Source organism: Pseudomonas sp. PS01297, assembly GCF_029959305.1.
Taxonomy (GTDB): Bacteria; Pseudomonadota; Gammaproteobacteria; order Pseudomonadales; family Pseudomonadaceae; genus Aquipseudomonas; species Aquipseudomonas helleri.
In genome coordinates this window covers 1-23,074 of record NZ_JASCPQ010000089.1, presented here as the reverse complement: position 1 = coordinate 23,074, position 23,074 = coordinate 1, and the positions used below count along the sequence as shown (strand labels likewise).

Sequence of the window (23,074 nt, the reverse complement as noted above, 5' to 3'; positions counted from 1 at the left end):
AGCTTGCCTCGCGATCTTTTGATCTTGAAAGATCGCGAGGCAAGCTCGCTCCTACAGAGGATTGCATTGTTACTGGCCGCGAATTTTCTCGACGATGGCCGTGGTCGAGCTGTTTTCTACCAACCCCAGCACTTTCACTGTCCCGCCGTACGCGCTCACGATGTCAGCACCGACCACTTGGTCGATCCCGTAATCGCCGCCTTTAACCAGTACATCCGGCTTGACCTGGGCCAGCAGGTTTTCCGGGGTGCCTTCAGGGAAGCTGATCACCCAGTCCACCGCCCCCAGACCCGCCAGTACCGCCATGCGCCGGTCAACGCTGTTGATCGGGCGACCCGGGCCTTTGAGGCGGCTCACGGAGGCGTCGTCGTTCACGGCAACGATCAAACGATCACCTTGCGCCCGCGCCTGCTCCAGATAGGTCACATGGCCGGCGTGCAGGATGTCAAAGCACCCATTGGTGAAGACGATTTTCTCGTTGTGCGCCCGCGCATCGTCGATGGCCAGCAGCAGTTGCTCGAGGCTCAGCACGCCACGCTCGGAACCTTCCGAACGCTGAATGGCACGACGCAACTCCGGGGCGCTGATGGCCGCCGTGCCCAGCTTGCCCACCACAATACCCGCCGCCAGATTGGCCAGGGCCACGGCATGGGGCAGCTCTTCACCGGCAGCAATGGCCGCCGCCAGGGTCGAGATAACCGTGTCACCGGCACCGGTCACGTCAAACACTTCACGGGCGCGTGCCGGCAAGTGCATGGCAGCAAAGCCCGGACGCAACAGGGTCATGCCGTGCTCGCCACGGGTGACCAGCAAAGCACCCAGCTCCAGATCGGCCATCAGCTTGGCGCCTTTGGCCACCAGGTCGGCCTCGTCGATGCAGCCACCGACGATGGTTTCGAACTCGCTGAGGTTCGGCGTGATCAGGCTCGCACCCCGATAAATCGAGAAGTCCTTACCTTTGGGATCAGCCAGCACCGGGATGCCCCGGGCACGGGCGGCCTGGATCAATACCTGATGGTTTTTCAACGCACCTTTGCCGTAGTCAGACAGCACCAGCACTTTAATACCGTCGAGCAAGCGCTCGACTTCAGCGCCCAACGCCAGGGCGTCAGTCGCAAACGGTTCTTCAAAGTCGATACGCAGCAGTTGCTGGTGACGGCTCATGACCCGCAGTTTAACGATGGTCGGCTGGTGCTCAATGCGCTGGAACAAGGCGCGAACGCCTGCGCCTTCAAGGCTGTTGGCCAGGCTGTCGGCAGCCTCATCGTTGCCCGTCACGCCGACCAGCGAGGCCGGTGCGCCCAAGGCAGCAATGTTTAAGGCAACGTTGGCAGCACCACCCGGACGGTCTTCAATTTGCTCGACCTTGACCACCGGCACGGGCGCCTCAGGGGAAATCCGTGAGGTTCCGCCATGCCAGTAACGGTCGAGCATGACATCGCCTACCACCAAGACAGGGGCTTGATCGAATCGCGGCATGGACAACTTCATGGAGGACCCACATACAAAATGAACAGGGGCGCGATATTAACACAGGGTGAACGCAGGTCAGTTCACGGTGTTAATCGCAGGGAAAATGCGCCGACGGGAGCAGGCGTACCTGCCCCCGTCGGTGTTCAGGTGATGTCGCCAGACGCCAGCGGCGCATCCAGGCCCATCGAGTGCAGACGGGCGTAATAGCCGTTCTGCGCCAGCAACTCGCCGTGAGTGCCACGCTCGACAATCTGGCCCTGGTCCATCACCAGGATCAGGTCAGCTTTTTCGATGGTCGAAAGACGGTGCGCAATTACCAGCGTGGTGCGCCCTTCCATCACGTGGTCCAGTGCCGCCTGAATGTGGCGCTCAGACTCGGTATCCAGTGCTGAGGTGGCCTCATCGAGGATCAACAGCGGCGAATTTTTGAGCAAGGCGCGGGCAATCGCCAGACGCTGACGCTGACCGCCCGACAACAGCACGCCGTTCTCACCCACCGGCGTGTCCAGGCCTTTGGGCAACTGCTCGATAAAGTCCATCGCGTAGGCATCACGCGCAGCCTTTTCGATGTCGGCCCGTGGCGCACCGGCCAGGTCGCCGTAGGCAATGTTGTTGGCCACGGTGTCGCTGAACAGGGTCACGTTCTGGGTCACTTGCGCGATATGACGGCGCAGGTTGAGCAAGCGATAGTCTTCGACCTCCACGCCATCGAGCAGGATCTCGCCCGAGGTGTGGTGATAGAAACGCGGAATCAGGTTGGCCAGCGTCGACTTGCCGCTGCCCGAACGCCCGACCAGTGCCACCATCTGCCCCGGCTCAGCCGTGAACGACACGTCTTTAAGCACTTGGCGCTCAGTGTCGGGGTAGGTGAAGTTGAGGTTGCGCACCTCAAGACGGCCACTCACGTGGTCCAGCTCAACGGTGCCGGTGTCGACTTCCGGTTTTTCGTCCAGTTGCTCAAAGATGCTTTCAGCACCGGCGACACCCTTCTGGATGGTCGAGCTGACTTCAGACAACTGACGGATCGGCTTGGGCAGCAAGCCGGCCAGGGTGATGTAAGCGATCATGTCGCCCGCCGAGGCATCGCCGCGCATGTACAGCACCAGGAACATCAAAACACCCATGGCGATGTAAATGACCAATTGCAGCATCGGGGTGTAGATCGCCCCGGTGCGGGTCATGCGCAGTTGTTTGTCGGTGTTGCTCTGGCTGGCCTTGAGGAAACGCTCACGCTCGTATTTTTCGCCGCCAAAGCTGCGAACCACACGGTAACCCTGGATGGTTTCGGACGCCACGTGGGTCACGTCGCCCATCGCCACCTGGATTTTCTTGCTTTGCTTGCGGAATTTTTTGCTGGCCGTACTCACCATCACCGCGATCAGCGGCAGGATCGCCACCATCACCAGCGTCAGGCGCCAGTTCATCCACAGCAGCGACGCAAACAGGAACACCACGGTCATGCCTTCACGAATCACCACCTTGATTGCATCGGTGGCAGCACCGGTGACCATGGTGACGTTGAAGGTGATGCGCGAGATCAAGTGCCCCGAGTTGTGCTTGTCGAAATAGCGGTTAGGCAGCACCAGCAGGTTGTTGAACAGCTGCACCCGCAGGTCGTGCACCAAGCCCAGCGAAACCTTGGCCAGGAAGTAGTTACCCAGGAAAGACCCCAGCCCTTGCCAGGCCGCGATCAATACGATCAACAGCGGCACGGTCTGCAGCAGGCGCATATCACGCAGGTAAGGCACGTTCGGAAACAGCACGGCATCCGGATTGGACAAGCCGTCAACGAAATACTTGAGGATGTAACCCAGCATGGGTTGAGTCGAAGCGAAGATAAGGAAGCCAACGATACTCAGCAGGAAAAGGCCGATGTAGGGCTTCACATAACTCAAGAGCCGGAAGTAGATTTTCAGGCTTGAACTCTGTCCTTCTTCGGACGGTGAATCACTCATCGTAGAGCTCACTGATTAAGGAAAACGCGAAATTTTATCACAGGCTTCACCCTGCGCCGTCTTGAACGACAAAAGAGTCGCCACGGCAATGGGCAGCCAGGTGATAAACCATTCGGCACGCGGGGTATCAAGCAAACTGGCCGCATCAAACTGCATGGCCATTGTCGAAAACACCCACATGCCCACCAATCCCTGGCCCAGCAAAGTCGCGCGAGCGCGCCAGCCATATACCAAAACCGAAAACCAGGCGATGCTCCACAGCAGCAAACCCGGCAAGCCCAAACTGATCGCCACACTGGTGAACAGGTTGTGCGAATGATCAAACATGATCCCCAGCGCCGGCACACCAAACGGCGCCTCAAGCCCAAGGCCGAGCCATGGGTGCGCTTTGATCATCTGCAGGCTCGACATAAACAACTCGGGCCGATAGGACGAGCCGCGCGACATCATCTGCGCCTGCATGCACCAAAACACGATCCCGGCGCCAATCAGCCCGGCCACCGAGATGACCACTGTCTGACGGTTGCAACGCCATAGCGGCATGGCCAGCACCGTCACCATTAGCGCCACTGCCGCACCGCGGCTCTGGGTAAACACCACAAAGGCGCCCAACAACCCCAGGGCGACCCACCACAGGGCTCGCATTCCACGCTCGCGCGGCATCCAGTGCAACATCCAGACACCGGCGATACCCACCGCATAAGCACCCAAAATGGGGTGAGCCAACTCGCCCAGACCTTCCAGGCGGTCCATCAAGGGCCGAGCGTCAATAAAATAGAAGCGCACCATGGCCGTTGCCGCCATCACCGCCAGCCCCAGCCCGCCCCATTGCAGCAAGCGCACAACACGTTCAGGGCGGCCATTGGCCAGAATCGGCCATGACACCACAAACAAGGCGATGTAGAGCAATTGCTTGGCCTGACTCAGGGGCTGGCCACTCCAGCTCAAGCTGAGGGTGGCCCAGGCGGCCAAACCGATCAATGCCAGGCACAGCGCTCTTTGCGCGTGCCAGACCTGCGCCAAAACCGGGCGAGCAGACCAAGCCACCAACAATGTCGGTAGCCAGACAAACACCACCAGGCCCTGTTGATAGATTTTGTTGGTAGGGGCAAATGCAATCGCCAACATGAACCACAGCACGCCGCAGGTCATGAGGGTCTGAGCCCAACGACTTTCGTACATCATCCCGCTCCTAAATCATCTACCCGGCCAACCTGGCATGGTTAAAGCGCCACTTTTTCGGCATCATTGCGTGTCTGACTGCTCGCAAGGGTTCTACGATGCAATGTTCACGGCTTCCACAAGCCGCTTTAAATCAAATGATTGAAGGCGCCAAAATTCTTGAGGCGGACAGTTATGGTGCAAAAGTCTACCTGCTGCAAGACGGGAACATAGTGAAACTGTTTCGCCGCAAGCGTCTTCTGTCGTCCGCCTTGCTGCGCCCTTATTCCAAACGTTTTATCGATAACGCGGCCCAACTCGAGAAGCTGGGTATTCCCACCCTCAAGGTGCTGGCGTTTTACCGCCTGGATAAACCCGGCATGACCGCGGTGCTGTATCGTCCGCTGCCCGGTGAAACCCTGCGTCAGATCGCAGAAAAAAACGGTTTTGACTGGTCAGAAAATCTGCCGAAGCTTATCGAGCTGATTCGCAGATTGCACGCGGCCGGTATTTACTTCCGCTCTCTGCACTTGGGCAACATTGTGGTGACCCCTGACAACGCGTGGGGTTTGATTGATGTCGCCGACATGAGTTTTGTGAGGGCGCCACTGTCCAAAAAGCTGGTCCAGCGCAACCTGCAACACTTCTTGCGTTATATCGAGCGCGAGAGCCTCAGCGATAAATTCCCCGCTCAAGCCCTCAAAGACGCCTTTTTAAAGGCCTGACAACACCGTGGTGCATGCCTGCCTGAAGCGCAGCCAGGCATGTTCCGGGTCAAGGCTTGCGTGCTGGCGCGCAGCCACTTCTGTTGTCGACAACCCGTCGCTGGCTTCAATCGCCCGTGCCCATGCCGACTCATCGCCGACCGCCACGTAGTTCCCCGCCTCGCCTAACTGCTCATAAAACACAGGCAAGTCACTGGCCAGTATCGGCACGCCAGCAATGACCGCTTCCTGGACGACCAGCCCCAGGCCTTCTGCCCGCGAGGGTATCAGCACCCAGTCAAATGCCCGATACAGGCTGGCCACGTTGTCGACGTAGCCCGGCAGCAAGACCTTACCTTGCAGCCCGAGCGCCTTGACCTGCGCCTCCAGCTCGGCGCGCATGGCGCCTTCGCCGATGATGATCAGCAGCCGATCCGGGTGGGTAACGAGGGTTTTGGCAAAGGCGCTGAGCAAGGTGTCAAAGCCCTTGGAGTCCACCAGCCGGCCTACAGCACCGAACACTTGATGAGTACCCGCAGGAATGCCCAGTTGCTGGCGCGCTTGGTCACGCGGCAACAATTGCTGCTCGAATGTGTGCGGGTTGAGCATGCTGCTCAGGGTGACCACCGGCAACTTGAGATCGGCCGAAATGGAGTCTGCGAGGGTTTGCGAGACAGCACAGAGTGTCAGTTGCTCGCTGGAAAACTGGCGAAGCAGCCTGACATCTTTGCATTGCAGGCGGGTTGAGCCGTGAAACATCACCACCGCCCGTACGTGCGGCAGTGTGCGCAAGGCCGGCAACAGCACCCGAGCCACGCCCAGCCCATCGATCAGCACCTGCCGAGCGTCATTTTTGAGCAGGGCCTTGCGAAAAAAACAATTACGCCACGGGCGCGATAACGCCCAGATGCCCCGCCCTTTTAAAAAGCGCGTCGACAACTTCAAAGCCTCAACCTGCCCAAGCTCGCGCAGGCAAGCCGGGGCAGAGTGCTGTAAAAGCCAGGTCTTTACCGGTGTACCCGGTGATGCCTGAGAGAGGATTTGCTGGTGAACCTTGTGTACAGACGCATAAGGAGAACCGCCTGACCACATCACATTAATGATGCTCATCACACGCTTCCTCGCCGTTCAATCATCACCATTCAAACCTGTACCTGCTAACTGATAAGGACGCCTATTAGCACGCCCACCAACAACGTAACGAACAACTTGATCCGCTCCCGACGACCGCGTCGCAGCTTGCGCTGGCGCTCTTCAGGCACCTCGACATGGTTGCCAAAGCCTGTGTGCAACACCGCGTCAGCTTCAAGGGCCACCGCTTGCAGATTAAGTTCGGCATAGCGCTTGGACAGCGCTTTTTCGCCACCATGACCGCTATAAGGCGCACATAACAAATATTCTTTGTAACGGCGTAATCCAGGATTAAGCGAGAAGCTCTGCCATTCGGGTTTATCCGACAGCACCGGGTAGCACGCGACGCCTGCAATCACCTCGCGCTCACCGTAATGTAGGTAAGGGCTGTGAATGCGCAAGTCGTGTGCGTAGCTGCGCAGCCAGACCTGCAAGATCTCTGGTTTGTTCTCCAGAATCGCTCTTGAGTCTTCGACAAAGCCCGGGCGATAAAACTCCCAATCGTCTTCACAATGAAAAATGTACGCGGTGCTGACTTTAGAGTAGGCCAGATCAATGGAAGCCAACTGCCCAAGTTTCGGTTTGTTGACGAAAACGGTGCAGTGCTCACGCCAATTGGGCGGAATAGCCTCGCGCACGGCCTCATCACCGGAGTCTTCGGTAATAAAGACTTCACGAATGGGCGCGGTATTGAACCGGTCAAAGCTTTCGAGCGTCAGCTTGAGCAAGTCAAGACGGCCGCAGCTTGTCACAACCAGGGTGATGTCACTTTCTTGGCAGAACCGCACGGTTCGCCTCCTCTCATTAAATAGTTTCAGTCCCTTGGGTATCACCACGATGGCACCGGGGGATGTCTCAAATCCCCAGTTTCAATCGCACCCGATCGACCCAGGACAAGGGTGGATGCGGACGTAGTGCCGGTTGCAGCTCTTCAACAATGCGCTGGCCAATTCGACCGAAGCTGTACTGCGACACCGCAAGATCACGACCACGAAGAGCGATATCGGCTGCCAGTTGCGGATCATTACGCAGCTGTTGCAGTTTTTTTTGCAGCTCTGGAATGTCGCGATAAAAAACAATGTTGTGCATGTCGACAAAGCCCAACGCACGGTTTTCGGCTTCACCCTGATCAAACGCCAGCAACACACAACCGCAGGCCATGGCCTCAAAGTTTTTGATCATGTATTCGCCCATGCCCACGTCCGCGCTGACAAAAAAGCGGATGCGGTTAAGGGTGTCGCGGTAGTCATCACCAGACTTGGTGCGCGTCACCACCAGCGGCTCGACGCTGGCCAACTCGTCGAGCAACGCTTTGCGGCCACTGTAAGCCACGCTGTTGGTGCTGCCAACAAACGCCAACTCAATGTCGCGCTCACGGCCCAAGTCATGCAGCAGCGTCTGGTCGTAGCCTTTGGGCACAAATACGGCGTCAAAGCCCTCTTCGCGCAAGCGCTCGGTGACCATAAAACCAGAGGTGATCACCCGGGCCCACGGCAGTTGGCGGTAATGGGCGCTGAATTTACCGGTGTATTTGCACTCGATGTAATTTTGATACGCATCGTGCTCAAGGATCACCAGGTTGGGCACGGTACGGATAAAGCCGACCTGGCGGATCTCTTGTTTAAAACGCAAGAAAAACACAATGCGGTCATAACGCGACACGTCTACTTCGCGGCGGAAGTAGCTGCGCAAGTTGCGTTGCTCGTCACTGCTCAGCCAGCGCGTATCGCACTCGCAATGGGCTGCAATGCCGTCATACAAGCGATCCAGAATGGCCCGCTGCTCTTTCTGTACTAGAAATAGAACTTTCATGGGTTTCCTTGCGACGCCTTGAGGCGCCAGAACAGCTCATGCCGTCGAACTGCTTTACGAAAATATTCATTCTCGCCATAAGGCGATGGCCGTCTGCCCGCCAGCAGCGCCTGGATTGACCGGCGCACGCGGCGCTTGAGTGCAGCGCGCGGTTGCAGGTCGTGCATCATGCCCAGCGCCATGGCCTTGTCGCGTTGCTGGGCCAGTGTCAGCGGCAGGCTGCACGGGTGCAAGCTGAGCGACGCATCGAACACCGGCGGCAGAGCCACTCCATCACCGCTATTGCCCATGGGCCAGCGGTCATTGTCATGCAAATGGTTGGCGTAGCCCAAAATCGTCGTCGGCTGCCACTCCAGCCCTTGCAACGCCTCGAACACCGCCGCTTGTGCGCAGATGTGGTCGGGGTGCGGGTCAAGCGAGGGATGTGGCAGCACAATCACTTCAGGCCGCGCGCGCAGGATCAAGGCACGCAAATCCGCCAGCAGGTTATTCCAGGTCGGTGCGCCATCGCCATCGCCGGGCATCGGAAACGGATTGAGCTGACGAAATAGCCGGATGTCACTCATATCCGCCTCGCGAGACGGCATTGGCTGATCCGGTGCGGCCTGCATGGCCGGCAGTTGCAGGCAGAAGTAACCCAACTGTGCGCAATGCGCCTCAGGCACACCGGCCCAGCGCGGCACGGCCAAGCTGTCCCATGCCCGCAAGCGGCCCTTGAGACGCGCGGCTTCGGCGCGCTCAAGGCCCATCTGCTGATAATGCTCGGCTTCGATTTCACCGGCCGTCAGGGTGACGATCCACGCCTCTTTGGCCTGGCTGTACAGACCAAACGCCGCCAGTTCCGCATCGTCGGCATGGGGCGCAATGACCATGACCCGCTGCTCGCGGTAATCGGGTTGGCGGAACAACCACAACCGGGGTTGGCCAGAGACGCGGCAATGCCGGCCTTTGAGGCGCAACTCGCCACGGGCCAACGCACCGGCGTGCTCACTCAAGTTCAAATAGCGCAGCCCGTTGACCCCGCGCTCGAAGGTTTGCTGATCGGGCTGTTCGCCGCCCAGCAGTTGAATACTCGGGTCAATAAAACGCCCCAGCCCGCGGCTGCTGACCTTGATGGCCAAAATCAGGGTTTGATTGCCGGTCACGCTCAACGGCTGATCGAGCACCAGGCGTTCACCCTCAAGGTGCACGTCTAGGCACTCGCCGTCCGGATCGAATGCGTACTGGTAGTCGTCTTGGGGCGAATAAAACAGATGGTCCGCAAACCAGGCCTCATGCGCCACCCAGCCCAGCACCGCCAATACCGGCGGCAACCACCAGGCCAGCCAGACACCGCTGACAATCAGCACCAGCAGGCCAACCAGCAAGCCAATTCGTTTATTGCGCCGATGGCGCTTGAGGAGTTGCTGTTTGCGGCTCATGTTTTCTCCTGTAGGAGCGAGCTTGCCTCGCGATCTTTTTAAAAGATCACCCGCAATCTCGCGCCTACAACGGATCATTTACGTTTTAAACACCGGCACCGGGTTGCACCAACGCTCTTTGTATTCGCGGTCGGCGCGGCCGAACGAGAAACGCAAAGGCTTGTTAACGCTGCGCGCCTGCTCCCAGGCCGATTGGGTATTGAGAAAGCTCAATACGCTACCGGGGCTGAAATCTCGGGTTTGCGGGTCAACGCCGCCGTTGACGTACTCAACGCTGATCCATTGCGGGGATTCAACCCGGTACACCAACTGGATGGCAATAGGCGCGTCGTTAAGGAATATGACCGAACCGATCAATAGCTCACGCAACAGCTCGACCACGTCGGCCATGCGCTCGGCGCCCGTGGCCACAAAGCCCCAGCGGCGCAGGAACAGATCGCAGTAAATGGCCGCCAGTTCAGTGCTGGAAAAGTCCGTCACCGGGCGCACCACACCGCCCGCCTCTTCCAGCAAACGCAGTTCGCGGCGTTGGTTGTAACGGAATTTTTTCGAGAGTTCTTCAGGCGTGCGGGCCATCGCCAGCTGTTCGGTTTGCTGGATCAGCGTACTGAAACGACCCTCATTGAGCTGCGACAGGTAACGCCCACGGTGACGCAAGGGCACGTTGGCCCCGTCGGCAGCCGGCAGAATGATCTCGGCATTACCGAGGTCAAACAGGCCTTTTTTGCCGTGGCGCTTGAGCACGTCCTTGGACAAAGCCAGGTCGCGGCCCCAGGTCGGAATCGCGGCTTTCACTTCACCGTTTTGCTCCCAGGCCAGGTAGCGCACCGGGATACCCGCCAACTGAGCCAAACGCTCAACCACCATTGGGTGCGTGGCCACGCTGCCACCAAAGCGTTGCCAGGCCTCTGCGTAAACAGACGCGTCAACAACGCTCCAGCCGCGCTCACGCCAGCCCTGGAAATAATTGAGCATCAGGCCCCCGCAATCAGGTCGGTGACTTGCGGCAACTGCCAGAACCGGTCATGAACGGCCTGATCACTAAAACGCTCATGCAGGCGCGCCAGCATCAGGTCAGCACAGGCATGGCGCTGCTCATCGGTGAGCACCGACAGGTGCTTGATGCCCTGGGCCAAATGCTCGACATCGCCCAGCGGGAACAAGATCCCCACACCTTCCACCACTTCCTTGGCGCCGCCACAGGCCGTGGCCAGCAACGGCACGCCAGCGGCCATGGCCTCCAGCAAGACCATGCCAAACGGTTCGTGATCGGAACTGAGGGCAAACACATCAAACGCACGGAAATAACGCCGTGCATCGGGCACCTGGCCCAAAAACTTCACCTGCTCGGCAACACCGAGTTCACGGGCCAGCTCTTTGAGGTCTTGCTCCAGACGGCCTTTGCCCAGAATCACCAGTTGGCTATCTGCTGGCAGGTCTGCCCGTGCCTGGGCGAAACCCTTGATCAGCGTGGCCTGGTCTTTGTCCGGATGCAGGCGCCCGACATTGCCCACAATAAAACCATCGACCGATAACCCCAGCGCTTCACGCGCCTGGGTGCCGGGCAGTTGGCTGGCTTGTACGGCGTCGATATCGATGCGGTTGTACAGCGTGCTGATACGCCCGGTCGGCCACTTGGGCAGGCATTGGCGCATGTCGTCACGCACCGCATCAGACACCCCGAGCAGGCTCAGGCGCTTACGAAACAGGTTAGCGAACAGTTTGCGGCTGCCGCGCTGGTAGTCGCCAAACGCGTGGTGCACGCCGATCACCGGCAAACCGGTGGCCAACAAGGCGATATAAATCGGCTTGAAGCGGTGGGCGATGCAAAAGCTGAATGCCCGCGAGGCGGCGATTTTACGCAGCTTGGCGATGGCGCCCAGCTTGAGGCCACGAATGGCCTTGGAGCTGAACTCCATAAACAAGACTTCGTCCGACGCGCAGCCTGCGGCGACTTCGGGGTCGGCCGCCCCGGTCAAAAAGACCGTGGTGACCTTGTACCCGCTGCCGGCAAACAGGCTGGCGTACTGGCGCGCGCAGTCCAGAAACGGCCCGTCATAGCCGTGGCAGAACTGCAGCACATGACGCTCAGTCGAGCGATTCATAACGCTCCGCGCCTTCTTTAACCACCAGAATGTCTTCCATGATCAGGTACTGCAGGTCCGAGCCGAAGAACATGTTCAGGGCGTCGGTCGGCGAGCACACCATCGGCTCACCACGGCGGTTGAGCGAGGTGTTCAGCGACACGCCGTTGCCGGTCAGCACTTCAAGGGCTTTCATCATGTCGTAGTAGCGCGGGTTGTATTCGCGCTTGAGCACCTGGGCGCGGGAGGTACCGTCTTCATGGACAACCTCTGGCACACGGGTTTTCCACTCTTCAGCCACTTCAAAAGTGAAGGTCATGAACGGTGCCGGGTGATCGACCTTGATCATCTGCGGGCCCACGGTGTCGAGCATCGACGGGCAGAAAGGCCTCCAGCGCTCACGGAACTTGATCTGTTCGTTGATGCGGTCAGCCACGCCTTCGCTGCTCGGGCAACCGATGATCGAACGACCGCCCAAGGCACGCGGGCCAAACTCCATGCGGCCCTGGAACCAGGCCACCGGGTTGCCATCGACCATGATCTTGGCGATTTTCTCAGGCGTGCCTTCGATTTTGCGCCAGGCTGGCTTGCCCGGGTGACGGGCGCACGCCGCGATCACGTCTTCGTTGCTGTACGCAGGGCCGAGGTAGACGTGTTCCATCTTCTCGACCGGCACGCCGCGCGCGTGGGACACATAGGCCGCAGCCCCCACCGCCGTACCGGCATCGCCGGACGCAGGCTGGACGAACAGCTCTTTGACTTCCGGGCGGGCAATGATCTTTTGGTTCAGCTTTACGTTCAACGCGCAGCCGCCCGCAAAGGCGATTTTGCCGGTCTCTTTGAGAATGTCGCCCAGGTAGTAGTCGATCATCTGCAGCGCCAGTTTTTCAAACAGCGCTTGCATGCTCGCGGCGTAGTGGATGTACGGCTCGTCGGCGATGTCGCCTTCGCGCTTGGGGCCCAGCCACTCGATCAGTTTTGGCGAGAAGTAGAAGCCTTTGCCCTTCTCTTTGTAGCGGCGCAGGCCGATAACGTTGGCGTACTCGGTGTTGACCACCAACTCGCCGTTTTCAAACGAGGCCAGGCGCGAGAAGTCGTATTTGCTGGCGTCGCCGTACGGCGCCATGCCCATGACCTTGAACTCGCCGTCGAGCATCTCGAAACCGAGGAACTCGGTGATCGCGCCGTACAGGCCGCCCAGAGAGTCTGGATCGAAGAATTCTTTGATCTTGGTGATCTTGCCGTTTTCGCCATAACCGAAGAAGGTCGTGGCGTACTCGCCTTTACCATCGATACCCAGAATCGCGGTTTTCTCTTTGAAACCCGAGCAGTGGTAGGCGCTGGAGGCGTGGGCCAAATGGTGCTCAACCGGCTCGATCTTGATTTTTTTCGGATCAAAACCCAGTTGCTGCAGGCAGAACACAATCTTGTTGCGATAGCGCTTGTAGCGACGGTTGCCCATCAGGATCGCGTCCAGAGCGCGATCCGGGGCGTACCAGTAGCGCTTGGCGTAGTGCCAGCGGGCTTTGCCGAACAAGCTGACAGGGGCGAACGGGATCGCCACCACATCAACGTCGGAAGGTTTGATACCCGCTTGCTCAAGGCAGAATTTTGCGGACTCGTAAGGCATGCGGTTCTTTGCATGCTTGTCGCGTACAAAGCGTTCTTCCTCAGCCGCTGCAACCAGCTTGCCGTCAATATAGAGGGCTGCGGAGGGATCATGGCTAAGGGCGCCGGACAGGCCAAGGATCGTCAATGCCACTGGATTAGCCTCTTAAAAATGCAGGCAGGCGGCGGGCGCCTGAAAAAAGGGGTGTACTGCGCGCAACGCGCAGAAACAACTAAAGGGCGGGATTATAGCGTAAAGCGCACGGGAATGACCCAGCGCTAGTTTTCAGGTAATCACCTTTGCGCCTGAAGGCCCGCTAGACTGTGCCCTCTCTGCTAGCCTGATACCCGTCGCCCAGACGGGTCGCGTCACACGGAACCCCGATACCGCCCATGAATTTTTTTGCCCCTGCCCGCTTTGCCCTGTTGCTCCCGGGGCTTTGCCTCGCCCCCGCCAGCTTCGCCGAAACCCTGGAACTGGACCCCAGCGTCATTACCGGTTCGCGCAGCGCCAGCCCCAGTTTTGATCTGCCTTACTCGGTCGACAGCATCAACCAGCAGCAGATCAGCGATGGCCAATTGGGCATCAATGCCTCAGAAGTGCTGTCGCGCGTGCCGGGGCTGGTGGTGCAAAACCGGCAGAACTACGCGCAGGACCTGCAAATCTCGTCCCGTGGTTTTGGTGCACGCTCGGCGTTTGGCGTGCGCGGCATCAAGCTGATAGCCGACGGCATCCCGGCCAGCACCCCGGACGGTCAGGGCCAAGCCGCGACGTTTAACCTCGACACCGCCGAGCGCATCGAAGTGCTGCGCGGCCCGGCGGCCACGCTGTACGGCAGCAATGCTGGCGGGGTGATTCAAATGTTCTCCCGCGATGGCGAAGGGCCGCCGCGCATCGGTGCCGAAACCCTGGTGGGCAGCGACGGCATGAGCAAAAACCACCTCACGGCCGAAGGCGCGACAGATGACGTGGGCTTTGTGCTCGACGCCTCGCGCATGGACACCGACGGCTACCGCGACCACAGCGCCGCCCGCCGCGACCAGACCTTTGCCAAGCTCAACTTAAAGCCCGACGAAGACAGCAAACTGGCGCTGATTTACAGCAGCCTGGAGCAAAACGGCACCCAAGACCCGCTGGGGCAAACCTGGGCAGCCTACAAAGCCGACCCACGCTCGGTGACCCCGGCGGCACTGACCTACAACACCCGTAAAAGCATCGACCATCAACAAGTGGGCCTGAACTACGAGCGCTACTTCGGCGATGCCACCTTGCAGGTCAATGCCTACAACGGCACCCGCAGCGTGATCCAGTACCTGGCGATTCCGAAGGGCACGCCCGGCAACAACCAGGGCGGCGGCGTGGTGCAATTCGACCGCAAGTTTTATGGCGGCAGCCTGCGCTGGCTGCAACCGGTGCACAGCGTGCCCGGCGACCTGACCCTGATTGGCGGGCTGGACTACGACCAGAGCCGGGACAGCCGCCACGGCTACCAAAACTTTGTGGGTGACCAACTGGGCGTGAAAGGCGCGCTGGTGCGCGACGAAATCGACACCGCCCGCAGCCTCGACCCGTACGTGCAGGCCAACTGGGCCATCGACAACTGGACCGTCCAGGCCGGGCTGCGCTACAGCACCATGGAACTGGACGTGCATGATCAATTTTTGAGCAACGGCGACGACAGCGGCACCAAGCGCTACGAAAAAGCCACGCCCTCGATGAGTGTGATGTACGCCTTCACCCCGGAGCTGCATGGTTATGTCAGCGCGGGCAAAGGCTTTGAAACACCGACTCAGGCGGAATTGGCCTACTCGCCAAACGGTAATGGCTTCAACTTTGGCCTCAAACCGTCTGAAAGCACGCAGTACGAAATGGGCTTGAAAGCTCAGCTCGCCAACACGCGCATCAATGCCGCCATCTTCCAGATCACCACCTCCGACGAACTGGTAGTGCTGAGCAATACCGGCGGGCGCACCACCTACCAGAACGCGGGCCGCACCCTGCGTCGCGGCTTCGAGCTAGGGGTCGAAAGCCAGATTGCCGACGACTGGACCACCACCCTGACCTACACCCGACTGCAAGCCACCTATGACCGCGACTTCACCAGCCCCAAAGGCCTCATAGATAAAGGCAACGACCTGCCGGGCGTGCCGCAGACCACTTTGTTTGCCGAAGTGAACTGGAAACCTGCCGACTGGGTCAGCACCGCCATCGAAGGCATGTACCGCAGCAAGGTCTACGTCGAAGACACCAACACGCAAAAAGCCGCACCGGCCTACAGCGTGTTCAACTGGCGCGCGAAGTTTGAGCAAAAGGTTGATCACTGGACCTTCCACCAGACCTTGCGCCTGGACAACCTGCTGGACCGCCAATACGTGGGCTCAGTGATCGTTGCCGACGGCAACAACCGCTTCTACGAAGCCGCACCGGGCCGCTCGTGGTACGCCGGCGCCGGGGCGCAATACAGCTTCTAAGCCACGCCAAACACCTTGTAGGAGCGAGCTTGCCTCGCGATCTTTTGATCTTGATCTAAGAGCCCCCTCACCCTAGCCCTCTCCCGAAGGAGAGGGAACCGATTGGAGGATGCTGTCGATTATCGGTGGCCTGTTTGCTGCGCGACAGCGCGGCGTCGAAGACGGGGCAGCAGCGCCCACAGAGCTGGGCTACACCGCTTTGGGCAAGCGCTCATCAATCACGTGATGCAACGCGCTGCTCGCCGGCCAGTTGCGCATAAAGCGCGCGCGGTCGCGAGCGTAGGCCGTGGCGAAGCTGCCTGGCGATGAGTGCTGGCACATGGAGTCCAGGTCAATCAAGGCCCAGCGCCCGTCTGCCCAGAACACGTTATGGCCTTTAAGGTCGCCGTGGCTGATGCGCTCGCGAATCAGGTTGGCAAACAACTGGTCAAGTGCCTGCAATTCGGCTTCAGGGGCGTCGCCGCTGTCTTGATACGGCGCAAAACGCTCGATGATGTCCGGGCCGGGCAGGTATTCGGTCACCAGATACGCTTTGCCCCGCAACCACAAAAAGCGGGTTTCCAGCAGCGCCAGCGGCTTGGGCGTGGCGATGCCGAGAAACAGCAGCCGATTGCCTTCCTGCCATGAATGCCATGCCCGGCTCGGGCGCCAGAAGCGTTTAAGCCAGTGGGCAAAGCCTTTGATGTTGTAGCGCTTGACCACCAGGCTGCGGCCCGCCACGTCAACCTTGCCCACGCTGGCCGCACCGCCGGTTTTATACAGATAGCCCTGGTCGAGCAGCGCATCTGCCTTGGCCACTACGGGCAACATCGCGGCTTCTTCTTCGCGGGCAAATGCGCGCAAGGCAAACGCCCCGCTTTGCACGCTGAACAAGGTGCAGTCGCGGCCTACTTTGTTCATGAAGTCGTTGAGGCGCCAGGCGCGGACTTTTTCGACCTGCTTGAGCAGTGCCTCCAGTGGCAAGGCGTGTTCGCCGTTGCTTAGCAGGTAATGCACCAGCAGTTCTTCGATAAACGGCTCAAGGCTTTTAGGCAGTTGAGCGAAGAACACCCCAAGGTTTTCCAGCACTTTTTGCCGCGACAGCGGTTTGCCCGCCTCTTCAACGCAAATACCTGCGCCGTCGATCAAATACAGTTTGCCGTTGCAGCGCAGCAGGTTGTCCAGGTGCAGGTCTTCTTGCCACAGGCCCTTGAGGTGCATCTGCCCGATCGCTTCCAGCGCCTCGGCCAGCACCGCCTGTTGCTCGTCGGCCAACACCGGCAACGCCGCAACTGCGTTCCAGGCATCGCCCAGGCTTTGCGCACCCTCAAGAAACTCAAACAGCAGCCAGCCGCCCTCGCCTTCTTGCAGACCGTCGGCCAGCAGTTGCGGCGTGGTCAGGCCTTGCTCTGCCAACAGGCGCACACCCGTCAGTTCTCGCTGAAAGTTGCGCGCCGCCTTGCTGCCGACCATTAATTTGGCCAGCACGGTACGCCCGCGCCACACCCCGGCACCCACGTAGCGCTGCCCCGGCAACACCCGCAGCAGGCTCAACAGTTGCAATTGCGCAGGCCCGGCGGCGTCAGCCAGTTCAATGCTCAGCGGCAACGAAGGCGTGCGCCCGGCCTTTTGCAATTCGGACAAGCGCATCAGCGGCTCTCCTTGTGGCTGCGACGAACATTCAAACGCTCAAACCAGGCATCGACCAAACCGCTCTCGACTGGCTGTTCAAGGTACGCCGCAAGTAGCGTGCGCACGTCATCAGCGTTCCAGACCTGAGCCCGGCGCAACAACGGTTCGATGTCTTTGACCCGGTCACGCTGGCCCAGCAGCAAGGGGCGGGTCTTTTCCAGGTCGATCAACTGGGCGCGATAGCCCTCGCCGTCTGCCTGCAAAAAGATGTGCTTAGGGTAGAAACAGCCATGCACCTGACGCGCAGCGTGCAGTTGACGCGCCAACTGACCGCAGGTGCGCAAGATCGCTTGCTGCTGCGCGTGGGTCAGTTGCGGCCAGTGTTCGAGCAGGGAATCGAGGTCGTTCCAGCCGTCCAGCGCGCGGGTCATCAGAATGGCCCGACGCTCGCCAGCGACTTTACGCTCACCAAAGAACACCGCTTCCAGCGCCGGAATGCCCAACTGCTGGTAACGCTGAATATTGCGAAATTCGCGGGCAAAGCTCGGCTCGCCCAACGGGCTGTGCAAGGTACGGGTCAAGTAATTGCTCTGACGCTTGAGGTAAAAGCCCTGGCCTTCGAGGTCCATGCGAAACACCGTGCTCCAGCCGCCACGGCTGGTGTTGGGCTCATCGACCGCGTCCAGTTGCAGGTTCCACAGGGCATCGAAATCCGCCAATCCATTGCGTTCCAGCAAACCCCGTTCGGCTCCTGCCAAAAAATCAGTCATTCCCGGCCCTCAAAAAAACGCACGATATGGCGGACCCGCTCTTTGTCCGCCGCGTTGAGTGTGGTGCGCCCGGTGTATTGGAAATAAAACCGCAAACGCTGGGTGGCTGTCAGGTGGTACTTGGCCACTTTGTCGAGGCACGCCAGGTCTTTGGTGATCCGGTACTTGAGCCAGAAACCGCGCCAGAAGTCGCCGTTGGGGCAGTCGATCAAGTACAGACGCGCCTGATCGTCGATCAGCAGGTTGCGCCACTTCAAATCGTTATGGGTAAAGCGATGGTCGTGCATGGTCTTGGTGTAGCGCGCCAATTGGCGGCTGACACCATCGACCCAGACACGGTCCTTGAGCAGCGGGTCGTTGTTGTCCGCCAACTCCGACAAATCGCGGGTGTTGGGCAGTTCGCGGGTAATCATCGCACCACGGGCGTAGGCAAAGCATTTACGCTCCAGGCCCCAAGCCACTACTTCGGCGGTCGGGATGCCCCACTTGGCAAAACGCTTGAGGTTCTGCCACTCGGACTTCACCCGCGGGCGGCCCAGATACCGTCGCAGCCCTTTGCCCGCGCCGGTGTAGCGCTTGACGTAGTAATTGACGCCATCACGCTCGACGCGGATCACTTGCGACAACGGATCGCGGGTCAGGTGTTCGCCTTGCAGGGCAAACACCGCATCGAGACTGCCAAAATCATGTGCTAACGCGCGGTAAGCGGGTTCCAGAGTCCAACCCGCCATTACAGTGCATCTCCATAGCGCACTTTGCGCTCGTAGAGTTTTTGCGCCTTGCCTTCGAGCCAGGCCAGCAAACGCGCTTCTTCGCGCAGGATCTGGCGCAGCGGCATCTGGAAGTAACCGCGCAAAAAGCGCAGTTTGTCGCGTTGGGTCAGGCCAATGTCCAGCGCCGAAAAGTACAGCGCGGCCAGGTCTTTGTTGCGCCAGCGGCGGCTGATCACGGCGCGGGTCTGGGCGCGGTGCAGGTCGATGACCGACAGGCGCAGGTTGTCAGCGGTCACCGGCGTGTCGGTGTGCAACAAGAAGTGGCAGATGTAGCAATCGCGGTGGTTAACGCCCGCGCGGTGCATCATGCCGGTCATGCGTGCCACTTCGGCGATCAACGCACGCTTGAGCCTGGGCTGCGGCGGCTGCTTGAGCCAATTGAGGCTGAAGTCTTCAAGGCTGACGGTCGGCGCCAGCTCTTCAGTGATGATGAACGAGTGTTGCTGGGCCGGGTTGCTGCCCTTCTCGCCATAGGCCACAGCGGTCATGGTCGGCACACCGACTTCGTGCAAACGCTTGATCGCCCGCCATTCCTGGCCGGCACCGAGCACCGGCAGTTTGGCGGTGAACAGGTTTTTGAACACTTCACCCCAACCAATGCCACGGTGGATCTTCACAAAGTAACCGCGCCCGTCGACTTCCGTACGCAAGGTACGGCGGCCGTCCAGTTCGCGGTAAACCTCACCGCTCAACTGCTCGACTTCGGTGAACGCATCGCGCCCATCCCACAAGCGTTTGAAAGGTTCGGCAAGTATCAGTTTCATCAGTGTTGCTCCGCCAGAATCACATCCGCAGCATGCTGCGGCATGCTATAGAGGTCGGCCGTCTGCGCGTAGGCCAGGCCATTTTGGCTCCAGGCCGCGCGCGCAGCATCGTCGGACAACATGTGGGTCAGATAATCATTGAGTTGCGTCTGTTCGAACGGCTCGTCCAGCACTAGGCCCGCATCGGCGTCGCTGATGTAATGGGCATAGCCACACACCGCGCTGACCAATACCGGCAAACCCGCCACCAAGGCTTCAAGCAGAACGGTGCCGGTGTTTTCGTTGTAGGCCGGGTGAATCAGCACGTCAGCGCCCAGCAGGAAGCGCGGAATGTCGCTGCGACCTTTAAGAAATTGCACGTGCTCGCCCAACCCCAACGTGGCGCTTTGCAACTGAAAGACCTTGGGGTCGTCCTGGCCAATCACCAACAGTTTGGTGCGCTTTTTAAGCTCGGACGGCAACGCCGCGAGGGCTTTGAGGCTGCGATCGACGCCTTTGGTCTTGAACCCCGAGCCGATTTGCACCAGCAACAGGTCGTCGTCGGCCAGGTTGAATTCGCGGCGAAAATCGGCGCGAATCTCAGCCGCATTCGGCGGCGCACGACGGTCCAGCGCAATGCCCGGCGGCAGCAAATGGAAACGCTGCAACGGGGTGTCGTAATGCTTGATGAACAGCGGCTGCTGGACTTCAGAAATCATCAGGATTTCAGTCTTGGCGTTCTTGTCGAACACCGCGCGCTCATATTCAGCAAAGTGCTTGTAGCGCTTGAAGAAGCGGTAGAACGAGTGGCGCAGGTTTTGCGCCTTGTCTTCAAAGCAGCCGTCGGCGGCGTAGTACACGTCCAGGCCGGGCATTTTATTGAAGCCAATCAGACGGTCGACCGGGCGTTTGGCCAGATCGGCCTGCATCCAGGCGAGCATTTTTTCGTTACGGGTGTGGTTGTGGAACGCCTTGACCGGCGCCACCAGCACTTCGAAGCCGGGCGGAATATCGCCTTCCCAGATCATCGTGTACACACGGATCTGGTGCCCACGCTTCTGGCACTCCAGCGCAATGCGCATGAAATCGCGTTGCAGCCCGCCAAACGGGAAGTATTTGTACAGCACAAAAGCCAGTTGCATCAGCGCAGTTCCTCAGCCAGTAACAACGTGCTTAATCGACTTGCGACACGCTCAGGGTTCAGACGAGTGAAGCACAACGGCCACTCGTTTTTCAGATCAAACCGCTGCTGGTCCTGTGCAGTCGGCTGGTAAGTGCATTTTTTCTGCAGGCACGGCGCACACGGGAAATCGCTGGCCAAGTGGATCTGCACCTTGCCGTACGCGCCCGTAAGCCCGGGATTGGTGGGGCCAAACAGGGAAATGGTCGGCACATCCAGTGCCGCTGCCAAATGCCCCAGCCCGGTGTCCACCGCCACGCATGCGCTGGCATTGGCCAGCACTTTGGCCACGCCTGAAAGGTTCAGCTTGGGCAGGACCACGGCGTTTTTCAGACCCTTGGCAATGCGCTCAGCACGGGCCTTTTCAGCCGGGTTACCCCATGGCAGGCGCACTTCGAGGCCCAAATGGCCCATGCGCACCGTCAAATCGCGCCAGTAGGTTTCGGGCCAGTGTTTGGTGTCCCATGTGGTGCCATGCAAGAACACTGCATAAGGTTTGCTGCGCGGTAATTCAACCAGGCGCTCAACATCGAGGCCGTAATCACCTAGCCCTTTGGGCAGGTCATAGCCCAGCGCGACGGCAAACAATTGGCGCAAACGCTCGACCGCATGCTGCCCACGGGCCACGGCCAGGCGGCGCTGATAAAAGTGGCTGGCCAGCGGCTCACGGGCGGAGTGTTTGTCCAGGCCAGCCACCGGCGCCTTGACGTAGCGGGTCAAAAAAGCACTTTTGACCAGCCCTTGGGCGTCGATCACCAGATCATATTTTTCGGCGCGCAAGGCTTGCTTGAAGCGCTTCCACTCGCCGCTTTTGAGGGTTTCCCAGATATTTTTGCGCCAGCGGCGGATCGCCACCGGAATCACCTTGCCCACGGCCGGGTGCCAGGTCGGGATTTCGGCAAAGCCTTCTTCCACCACCCAGTCAAAGGTGATGCCCGGAATGGCCCGAGCCGCATCGGTCAGCGCCGGCAAGGCATGAATCACATCCCCCAGCGATGAGGTTTTCACCAACAGAACACGCACCTAGTTGACCTCGACCGGGGTGACCTGCAGGCGTTGCAAGGCTTCAATCACCGGCGCCGGCATCAGTTCGCGCAAGCAATTGTAGTGGCCGAAACGGCAGGTGCGCTCAAAGCACGGGCTGCATTCCAGGCCCAGACGCACCACTTCAACCTGATCGGCCAACGGCGGGGTAAAGCCCGGCGAGGTCGAACCGTACACCGCCACCAGCGGGCGATTGAGCGCCGCGGCCACGTGCATCAGCCCGGAATCGTTGGACACCACGGCGTCTGCGCACGACAGCAGGTCAATGGCTTCGGCCAGTGAGGTTTCACCGCTGAGGTTGACGGACTCTTCGCGAAGGCCCGGAATCAACCGGGCGCGGATGTCTTCACCGACGCTGTGATCGTTTTTCGAGCCAAACAGCCACACTTGCCAGCCTTCGCGAATCTTTTGCTCAGCGACTTTGGCGTAATGCTCGGACGGCCAGCGTTTGGACTCACCAAACTCGGCGCCAGGGCACAGCGCCAGCACCGGACGGTCCAGTTCCAGACCGAACTTGCTCAGGGCGGCCTCGCGGCTTTGCGGCTCGATTTGCAGATCTGGGCGCGGGTACGGCTTGGGCAGGTCGGCGCCCGGTTCATAGGCCAGCGCCATAAAGCGCTCGATCATTAACGGGTAGCGTTCTTTGTCCAGCGTGCGCACATCATTGAGCAGCCCGTAACGGAATTCGCCGCGCCAGCCGGTGCGCTTGGCAATACCGGCGAAAAACGGCACCAGCGCCGACTTCAACGAGTTAGGCAGCAAAATGGCCTGATCGTATTGGCCCTTGAGGGACTTGCCGATCTTGCGTCGCGTGGCCAGTTCAAGCGCGCCATGGCCGAGCGGAAAGCTCAAGGCCTTGCGAACTTCAGGCATGCGCTCAAGGATGGGCCGGCTCCACTCAGGGGCCAGCACATCGATTTCGCACTGTGGGTGGCGCTTTTTCAGGCACTGGAACAGTGTCTGCGCCATCACCATGTCACCGACCCAGCTGGGCCCAACGATCAAAATATTCATAAGTTTCCATAAACAAGCAAGGGAGGCAGTGGCCTGATGCTCGTCAGCCAGAACACTCAACTGTAGGAGCGAGCTTGCCTCGCGATCTTTTAAAGATCAAAAGAGCGCGAGGCAAGCT

Annotated in this window: 19 protein-coding genes; 2 read left to right on the top strand and 17 right to left on the bottom strand. The window is 59.7% G+C overall.

All coding sequences use genetic code 11. The annotated features are described in order from the left end of the window. Positions 1-69 precede the first annotated feature (69 nt). The 3 genes from hldE to QMX84_RS21310 form a co-directional block, all read right to left on the bottom strand. A complete protein-coding gene (hldE, locus tag QMX84_RS21320) occupies positions 70-1,491 on the bottom strand; it encodes a bifunctional D-glycero-beta-D-manno-heptose-7-phosphate kinase/D-glycero-beta-D-manno-heptose 1-phosphate adenylyltransferase HldE (RefSeq protein ID WP_048366634.1) in 1,422 nt (473 codons plus the stop codon). A gap of 125 nt (positions 1,492-1,616) precedes the next feature. Beyond that, positions 1,617-3,428 (bottom strand): lipid A export permease/ATP-binding protein MsbA, encoded by a 1,812-nt coding sequence (gene msbA / locus QMX84_RS21315; RefSeq protein ID WP_262125689.1) that lies wholly within the window; start codon positions 3,426-3,428, stop codon positions 1,617-1,619. A 15-nt stretch (positions 3,429-3,443) separates the two neighbouring features. Continuing rightward, positions 3,444-4,610, bottom strand: coding sequence for an O-antigen ligase family protein (locus QMX84_RS21310; RefSeq protein ID WP_262125688.1), 1,167 nt, complete (start codon positions 4,608-4,610; stop codon positions 3,444-3,446). Between the two features lie 98 nt (positions 4,611-4,708). Here QMX84_RS21310 and QMX84_RS21305 point away from each other — a divergent pair, with 98 nt between their 5' ends. After that, positions 4,709-5,314, top strand: a complete 606-nt coding sequence (locus tag QMX84_RS21305) for a lipopolysaccharide kinase InaA family protein (RefSeq protein ID WP_048366637.1) — start codon at positions 4,709-4,711, stop codon at positions 5,312-5,314. Here the strand turns inward: QMX84_RS21305 and QMX84_RS21300 are convergent. The 7 genes from QMX84_RS21300 to QMX84_RS21270 all read right to left on the bottom strand — a co-directional run bounded on the left by QMX84_RS21300 (position 5,303) and on the right by QMX84_RS21270 (position 13,503). Beyond that, positions 5,303-6,403 carry a glycosyltransferase gene (locus tag QMX84_RS21300; RefSeq protein WP_282364715.1) on the bottom strand — a complete coding sequence of 367 codons (1,101 nt, stop codon included), beginning with the start codon at positions 6,401-6,403 and terminating at the stop codon, positions 5,303-5,305. The two genes, QMX84_RS21305 and QMX84_RS21300, sit on opposite strands and share 12 nt — an antisense overlap. Before the next feature lie 47 nt (positions 6,404-6,450). After that, positions 6,451-7,212, bottom strand: coding sequence for a glycosyltransferase family 2 protein (locus tag QMX84_RS21295; protein WP_282364714.1), 762 nt, complete (start codon positions 7,210-7,212; stop codon positions 6,451-6,453). A 67-nt stretch (positions 7,213-7,279) separates the two neighbouring features. Next, the gene (locus QMX84_RS21290; protein ID WP_282364713.1) at positions 7,280-8,236 is read right to left on the bottom strand and encodes a glycosyltransferase; all 957 of its coding nucleotides are present in this window, start codon (positions 8,234-8,236) and stop codon (positions 7,280-7,282) included. Then, on the bottom strand, positions 8,233-9,657 hold the full coding sequence (locus tag QMX84_RS21285) for a PIG-L family deacetylase (protein ID WP_282364712.1): 1,425 nt from the start codon (positions 9,655-9,657) through the stop codon (positions 8,233-8,235). The genes QMX84_RS21290 and QMX84_RS21285 overlap by 4 nt, the downstream gene beginning before the upstream one ends. Before the next feature lie 78 nt (positions 9,658-9,735). Further along, positions 9,736-10,632 carry an antimicrobial resistance protein Mig-14 gene (locus tag QMX84_RS21280; protein WP_153328407.1) on the bottom strand — a complete coding sequence of 299 codons (897 nt, stop codon included), beginning with the start codon at positions 10,630-10,632 and terminating at the stop codon, positions 9,736-9,738. Next, on the bottom strand, positions 10,632-11,762 hold the full coding sequence (locus tag QMX84_RS21275) for a glycosyltransferase (RefSeq protein WP_282364711.1): 1,131 nt from the start codon (positions 11,760-11,762) through the stop codon (positions 10,632-10,634). The genes QMX84_RS21280 and QMX84_RS21275 overlap by 1 nt, the downstream gene beginning before the upstream one ends. Then, on the bottom strand, positions 11,746-13,503 hold the full coding sequence (locus QMX84_RS21270) for a carbamoyltransferase (RefSeq protein ID WP_048366644.1): 1,758 nt from the start codon (positions 13,501-13,503) through the stop codon (positions 11,746-11,748). Before QMX84_RS21270 ends, QMX84_RS21275 begins: the two co-directional genes overlap by 17 nt. Positions 13,504-13,742: 239 nt before the next feature. Here QMX84_RS21270 and QMX84_RS21265 point away from each other — a divergent pair, with 239 nt between their 5' ends. Continuing rightward, complete coding sequence (locus QMX84_RS21265; protein WP_282364710.1) at positions 13,743-15,821, top strand: TonB-dependent receptor; 2,079 nt, start codon at positions 13,743-13,745, stop codon at positions 15,819-15,821. Positions 15,822-16,010: 189 nt separating this feature from the next. On the opposite strand, the gene QMX84_RS21260 is transcribed toward QMX84_RS21265, so the two are convergent. The 7 genes from QMX84_RS21260 to waaF are packed head-to-tail and all read right to left on the bottom strand — an operon-like array spanning position 16,011 to position 22,956. Then, positions 16,011-17,450, bottom strand: a complete 1,440-nt coding sequence (locus QMX84_RS21260) for a lipopolysaccharide kinase InaA family protein (RefSeq protein ID WP_282364709.1) — start codon at positions 17,448-17,450, stop codon at positions 16,011-16,013. Continuing rightward, complete coding sequence (locus tag QMX84_RS21255) at positions 17,450-18,202, bottom strand: lipopolysaccharide kinase InaA family protein (RefSeq protein WP_048366648.1); 753 nt, start codon at positions 18,200-18,202, stop codon at positions 17,450-17,452. The genes QMX84_RS21260 and QMX84_RS21255 overlap by 1 nt, the downstream gene beginning before the upstream one ends. Further along, complete coding sequence (locus tag QMX84_RS21250) at positions 18,199-18,933, bottom strand: lipopolysaccharide kinase InaA family protein (protein WP_262125680.1); 735 nt, start codon at positions 18,931-18,933, stop codon at positions 18,199-18,201. Before QMX84_RS21250 ends, QMX84_RS21255 begins: the two co-directional genes overlap by 4 nt. Continuing rightward, positions 18,933-19,739 (bottom strand): lipopolysaccharide core heptose(I) kinase RfaP, encoded by an 807-nt coding sequence (gene rfaP, locus QMX84_RS21245; protein ID WP_282364708.1) that lies wholly within the window; start codon positions 19,737-19,739, stop codon positions 18,933-18,935. Before rfaP ends, QMX84_RS21250 begins: the two co-directional genes overlap by 1 nt. Then, complete coding sequence (locus QMX84_RS21240) at positions 19,739-20,860, bottom strand: glycosyltransferase family 4 protein (RefSeq protein ID WP_282364707.1); 1,122 nt, start codon at positions 20,858-20,860, stop codon at positions 19,739-19,741. Before QMX84_RS21240 ends, rfaP begins: the two co-directional genes overlap by 1 nt. After that, positions 20,860-21,921, bottom strand: a complete 1,062-nt coding sequence (waaC, locus tag QMX84_RS21235) for a lipopolysaccharide heptosyltransferase I (RefSeq protein WP_282364706.1) — start codon at positions 21,919-21,921, stop codon at positions 20,860-20,862. The genes QMX84_RS21240 and waaC overlap by 1 nt, the downstream gene beginning before the upstream one ends. Continuing rightward, positions 21,922-22,956 (bottom strand): lipopolysaccharide heptosyltransferase II, encoded by a 1,035-nt coding sequence (gene waaF, locus QMX84_RS21230; RefSeq protein WP_048366653.1) that lies wholly within the window; start codon positions 22,954-22,956, stop codon positions 21,922-21,924. It abuts the gene before it with no gap. Positions 22,957-23,074: the final 118 nt, after the last annotated feature.

Bases quoted from the DNA above. Each gene is read 5' to 3' on its own strand.
- hldE (WP_048366634.1), bottom strand. From the start codon at position 1,491: ATGAAGTTGTCCATGCCGCGATTCGATCAAGCCCCTGTCTTGGTGGTA.
- msbA (WP_262125689.1), bottom strand. From the start codon at position 3,428: ATGAGTGATTCACCGTCCGAAGAAGGACAGAGTTCAAGCCTGAAAATC.
- QMX84_RS21310 (WP_262125688.1), bottom strand. From the start codon at position 4,610: ATGTACGAAAGTCGTTGGGCTCAGACCCTCATGACCTGCGGCGTGCTG.
- QMX84_RS21305 (WP_048366637.1), top strand. From the start codon at position 4,709: ATGCAATGTTCACGGCTTCCACAAGCCGCTTTAAATCAAATGATTGAA.
- QMX84_RS21300 (WP_282364715.1), bottom strand. From the start codon at position 6,403: ATGAGCATCATTAATGTGATGTGGTCAGGCGGTTCTCCTTATGCGTCT.
- QMX84_RS21290 (WP_282364713.1), bottom strand. From the start codon at position 8,236: ATGAAAGTTCTATTTCTAGTACAGAAAGAGCAGCGGGCCATTCTGGAT.
- QMX84_RS21285 (WP_282364712.1), bottom strand. From the start codon at position 9,657: ATGAGCCGCAAACAGCAACTCCTCAAGCGCCATCGGCGCAATAAACGA.
- QMX84_RS21280 (WP_153328407.1), bottom strand. From the start codon at position 10,632: ATGCTCAATTATTTCCAGGGCTGGCGTGAGCGCGGCTGGAGCGTTGTT.
- QMX84_RS21275 (WP_282364711.1), bottom strand. From the start codon at position 11,762: ATGAATCGCTCGACTGAGCGTCATGTGCTGCAGTTCTGCCACGGCTAT.
- QMX84_RS21265 (WP_282364710.1), top strand. From the start codon at position 13,743: ATGAATTTTTTTGCCCCTGCCCGCTTTGCCCTGTTGCTCCCGGGGCTT.
- QMX84_RS21260 (WP_282364709.1), bottom strand. From the start codon at position 17,450: ATGCGCTTGTCCGAATTGCAAAAGGCCGGGCGCACGCCTTCGTTGCCG.
- QMX84_RS21255 (WP_048366648.1), bottom strand. From the start codon at position 18,202: ATGACTGATTTTTTGGCAGGAGCCGAACGGGGTTTGCTGGAACGCAAT.
- QMX84_RS21250 (WP_262125680.1), bottom strand. From the start codon at position 18,933: ATGGCGGGTTGGACTCTGGAACCCGCTTACCGCGCGTTAGCACATGAT.
- rfaP (WP_282364708.1), bottom strand. From the start codon at position 19,739: ATGAAACTGATACTTGCCGAACCTTTCAAACGCTTGTGGGATGGGCGC.
- QMX84_RS21240 (WP_282364707.1), bottom strand. From the start codon at position 20,860: ATGCAACTGGCTTTTGTGCTGTACAAATACTTCCCGTTTGGCGGGCTG.
- waaF (WP_048366653.1), bottom strand. From the start codon at position 22,956: ATGAATATTTTGATCGTTGGGCCCAGCTGGGTCGGTGACATGGTGATG.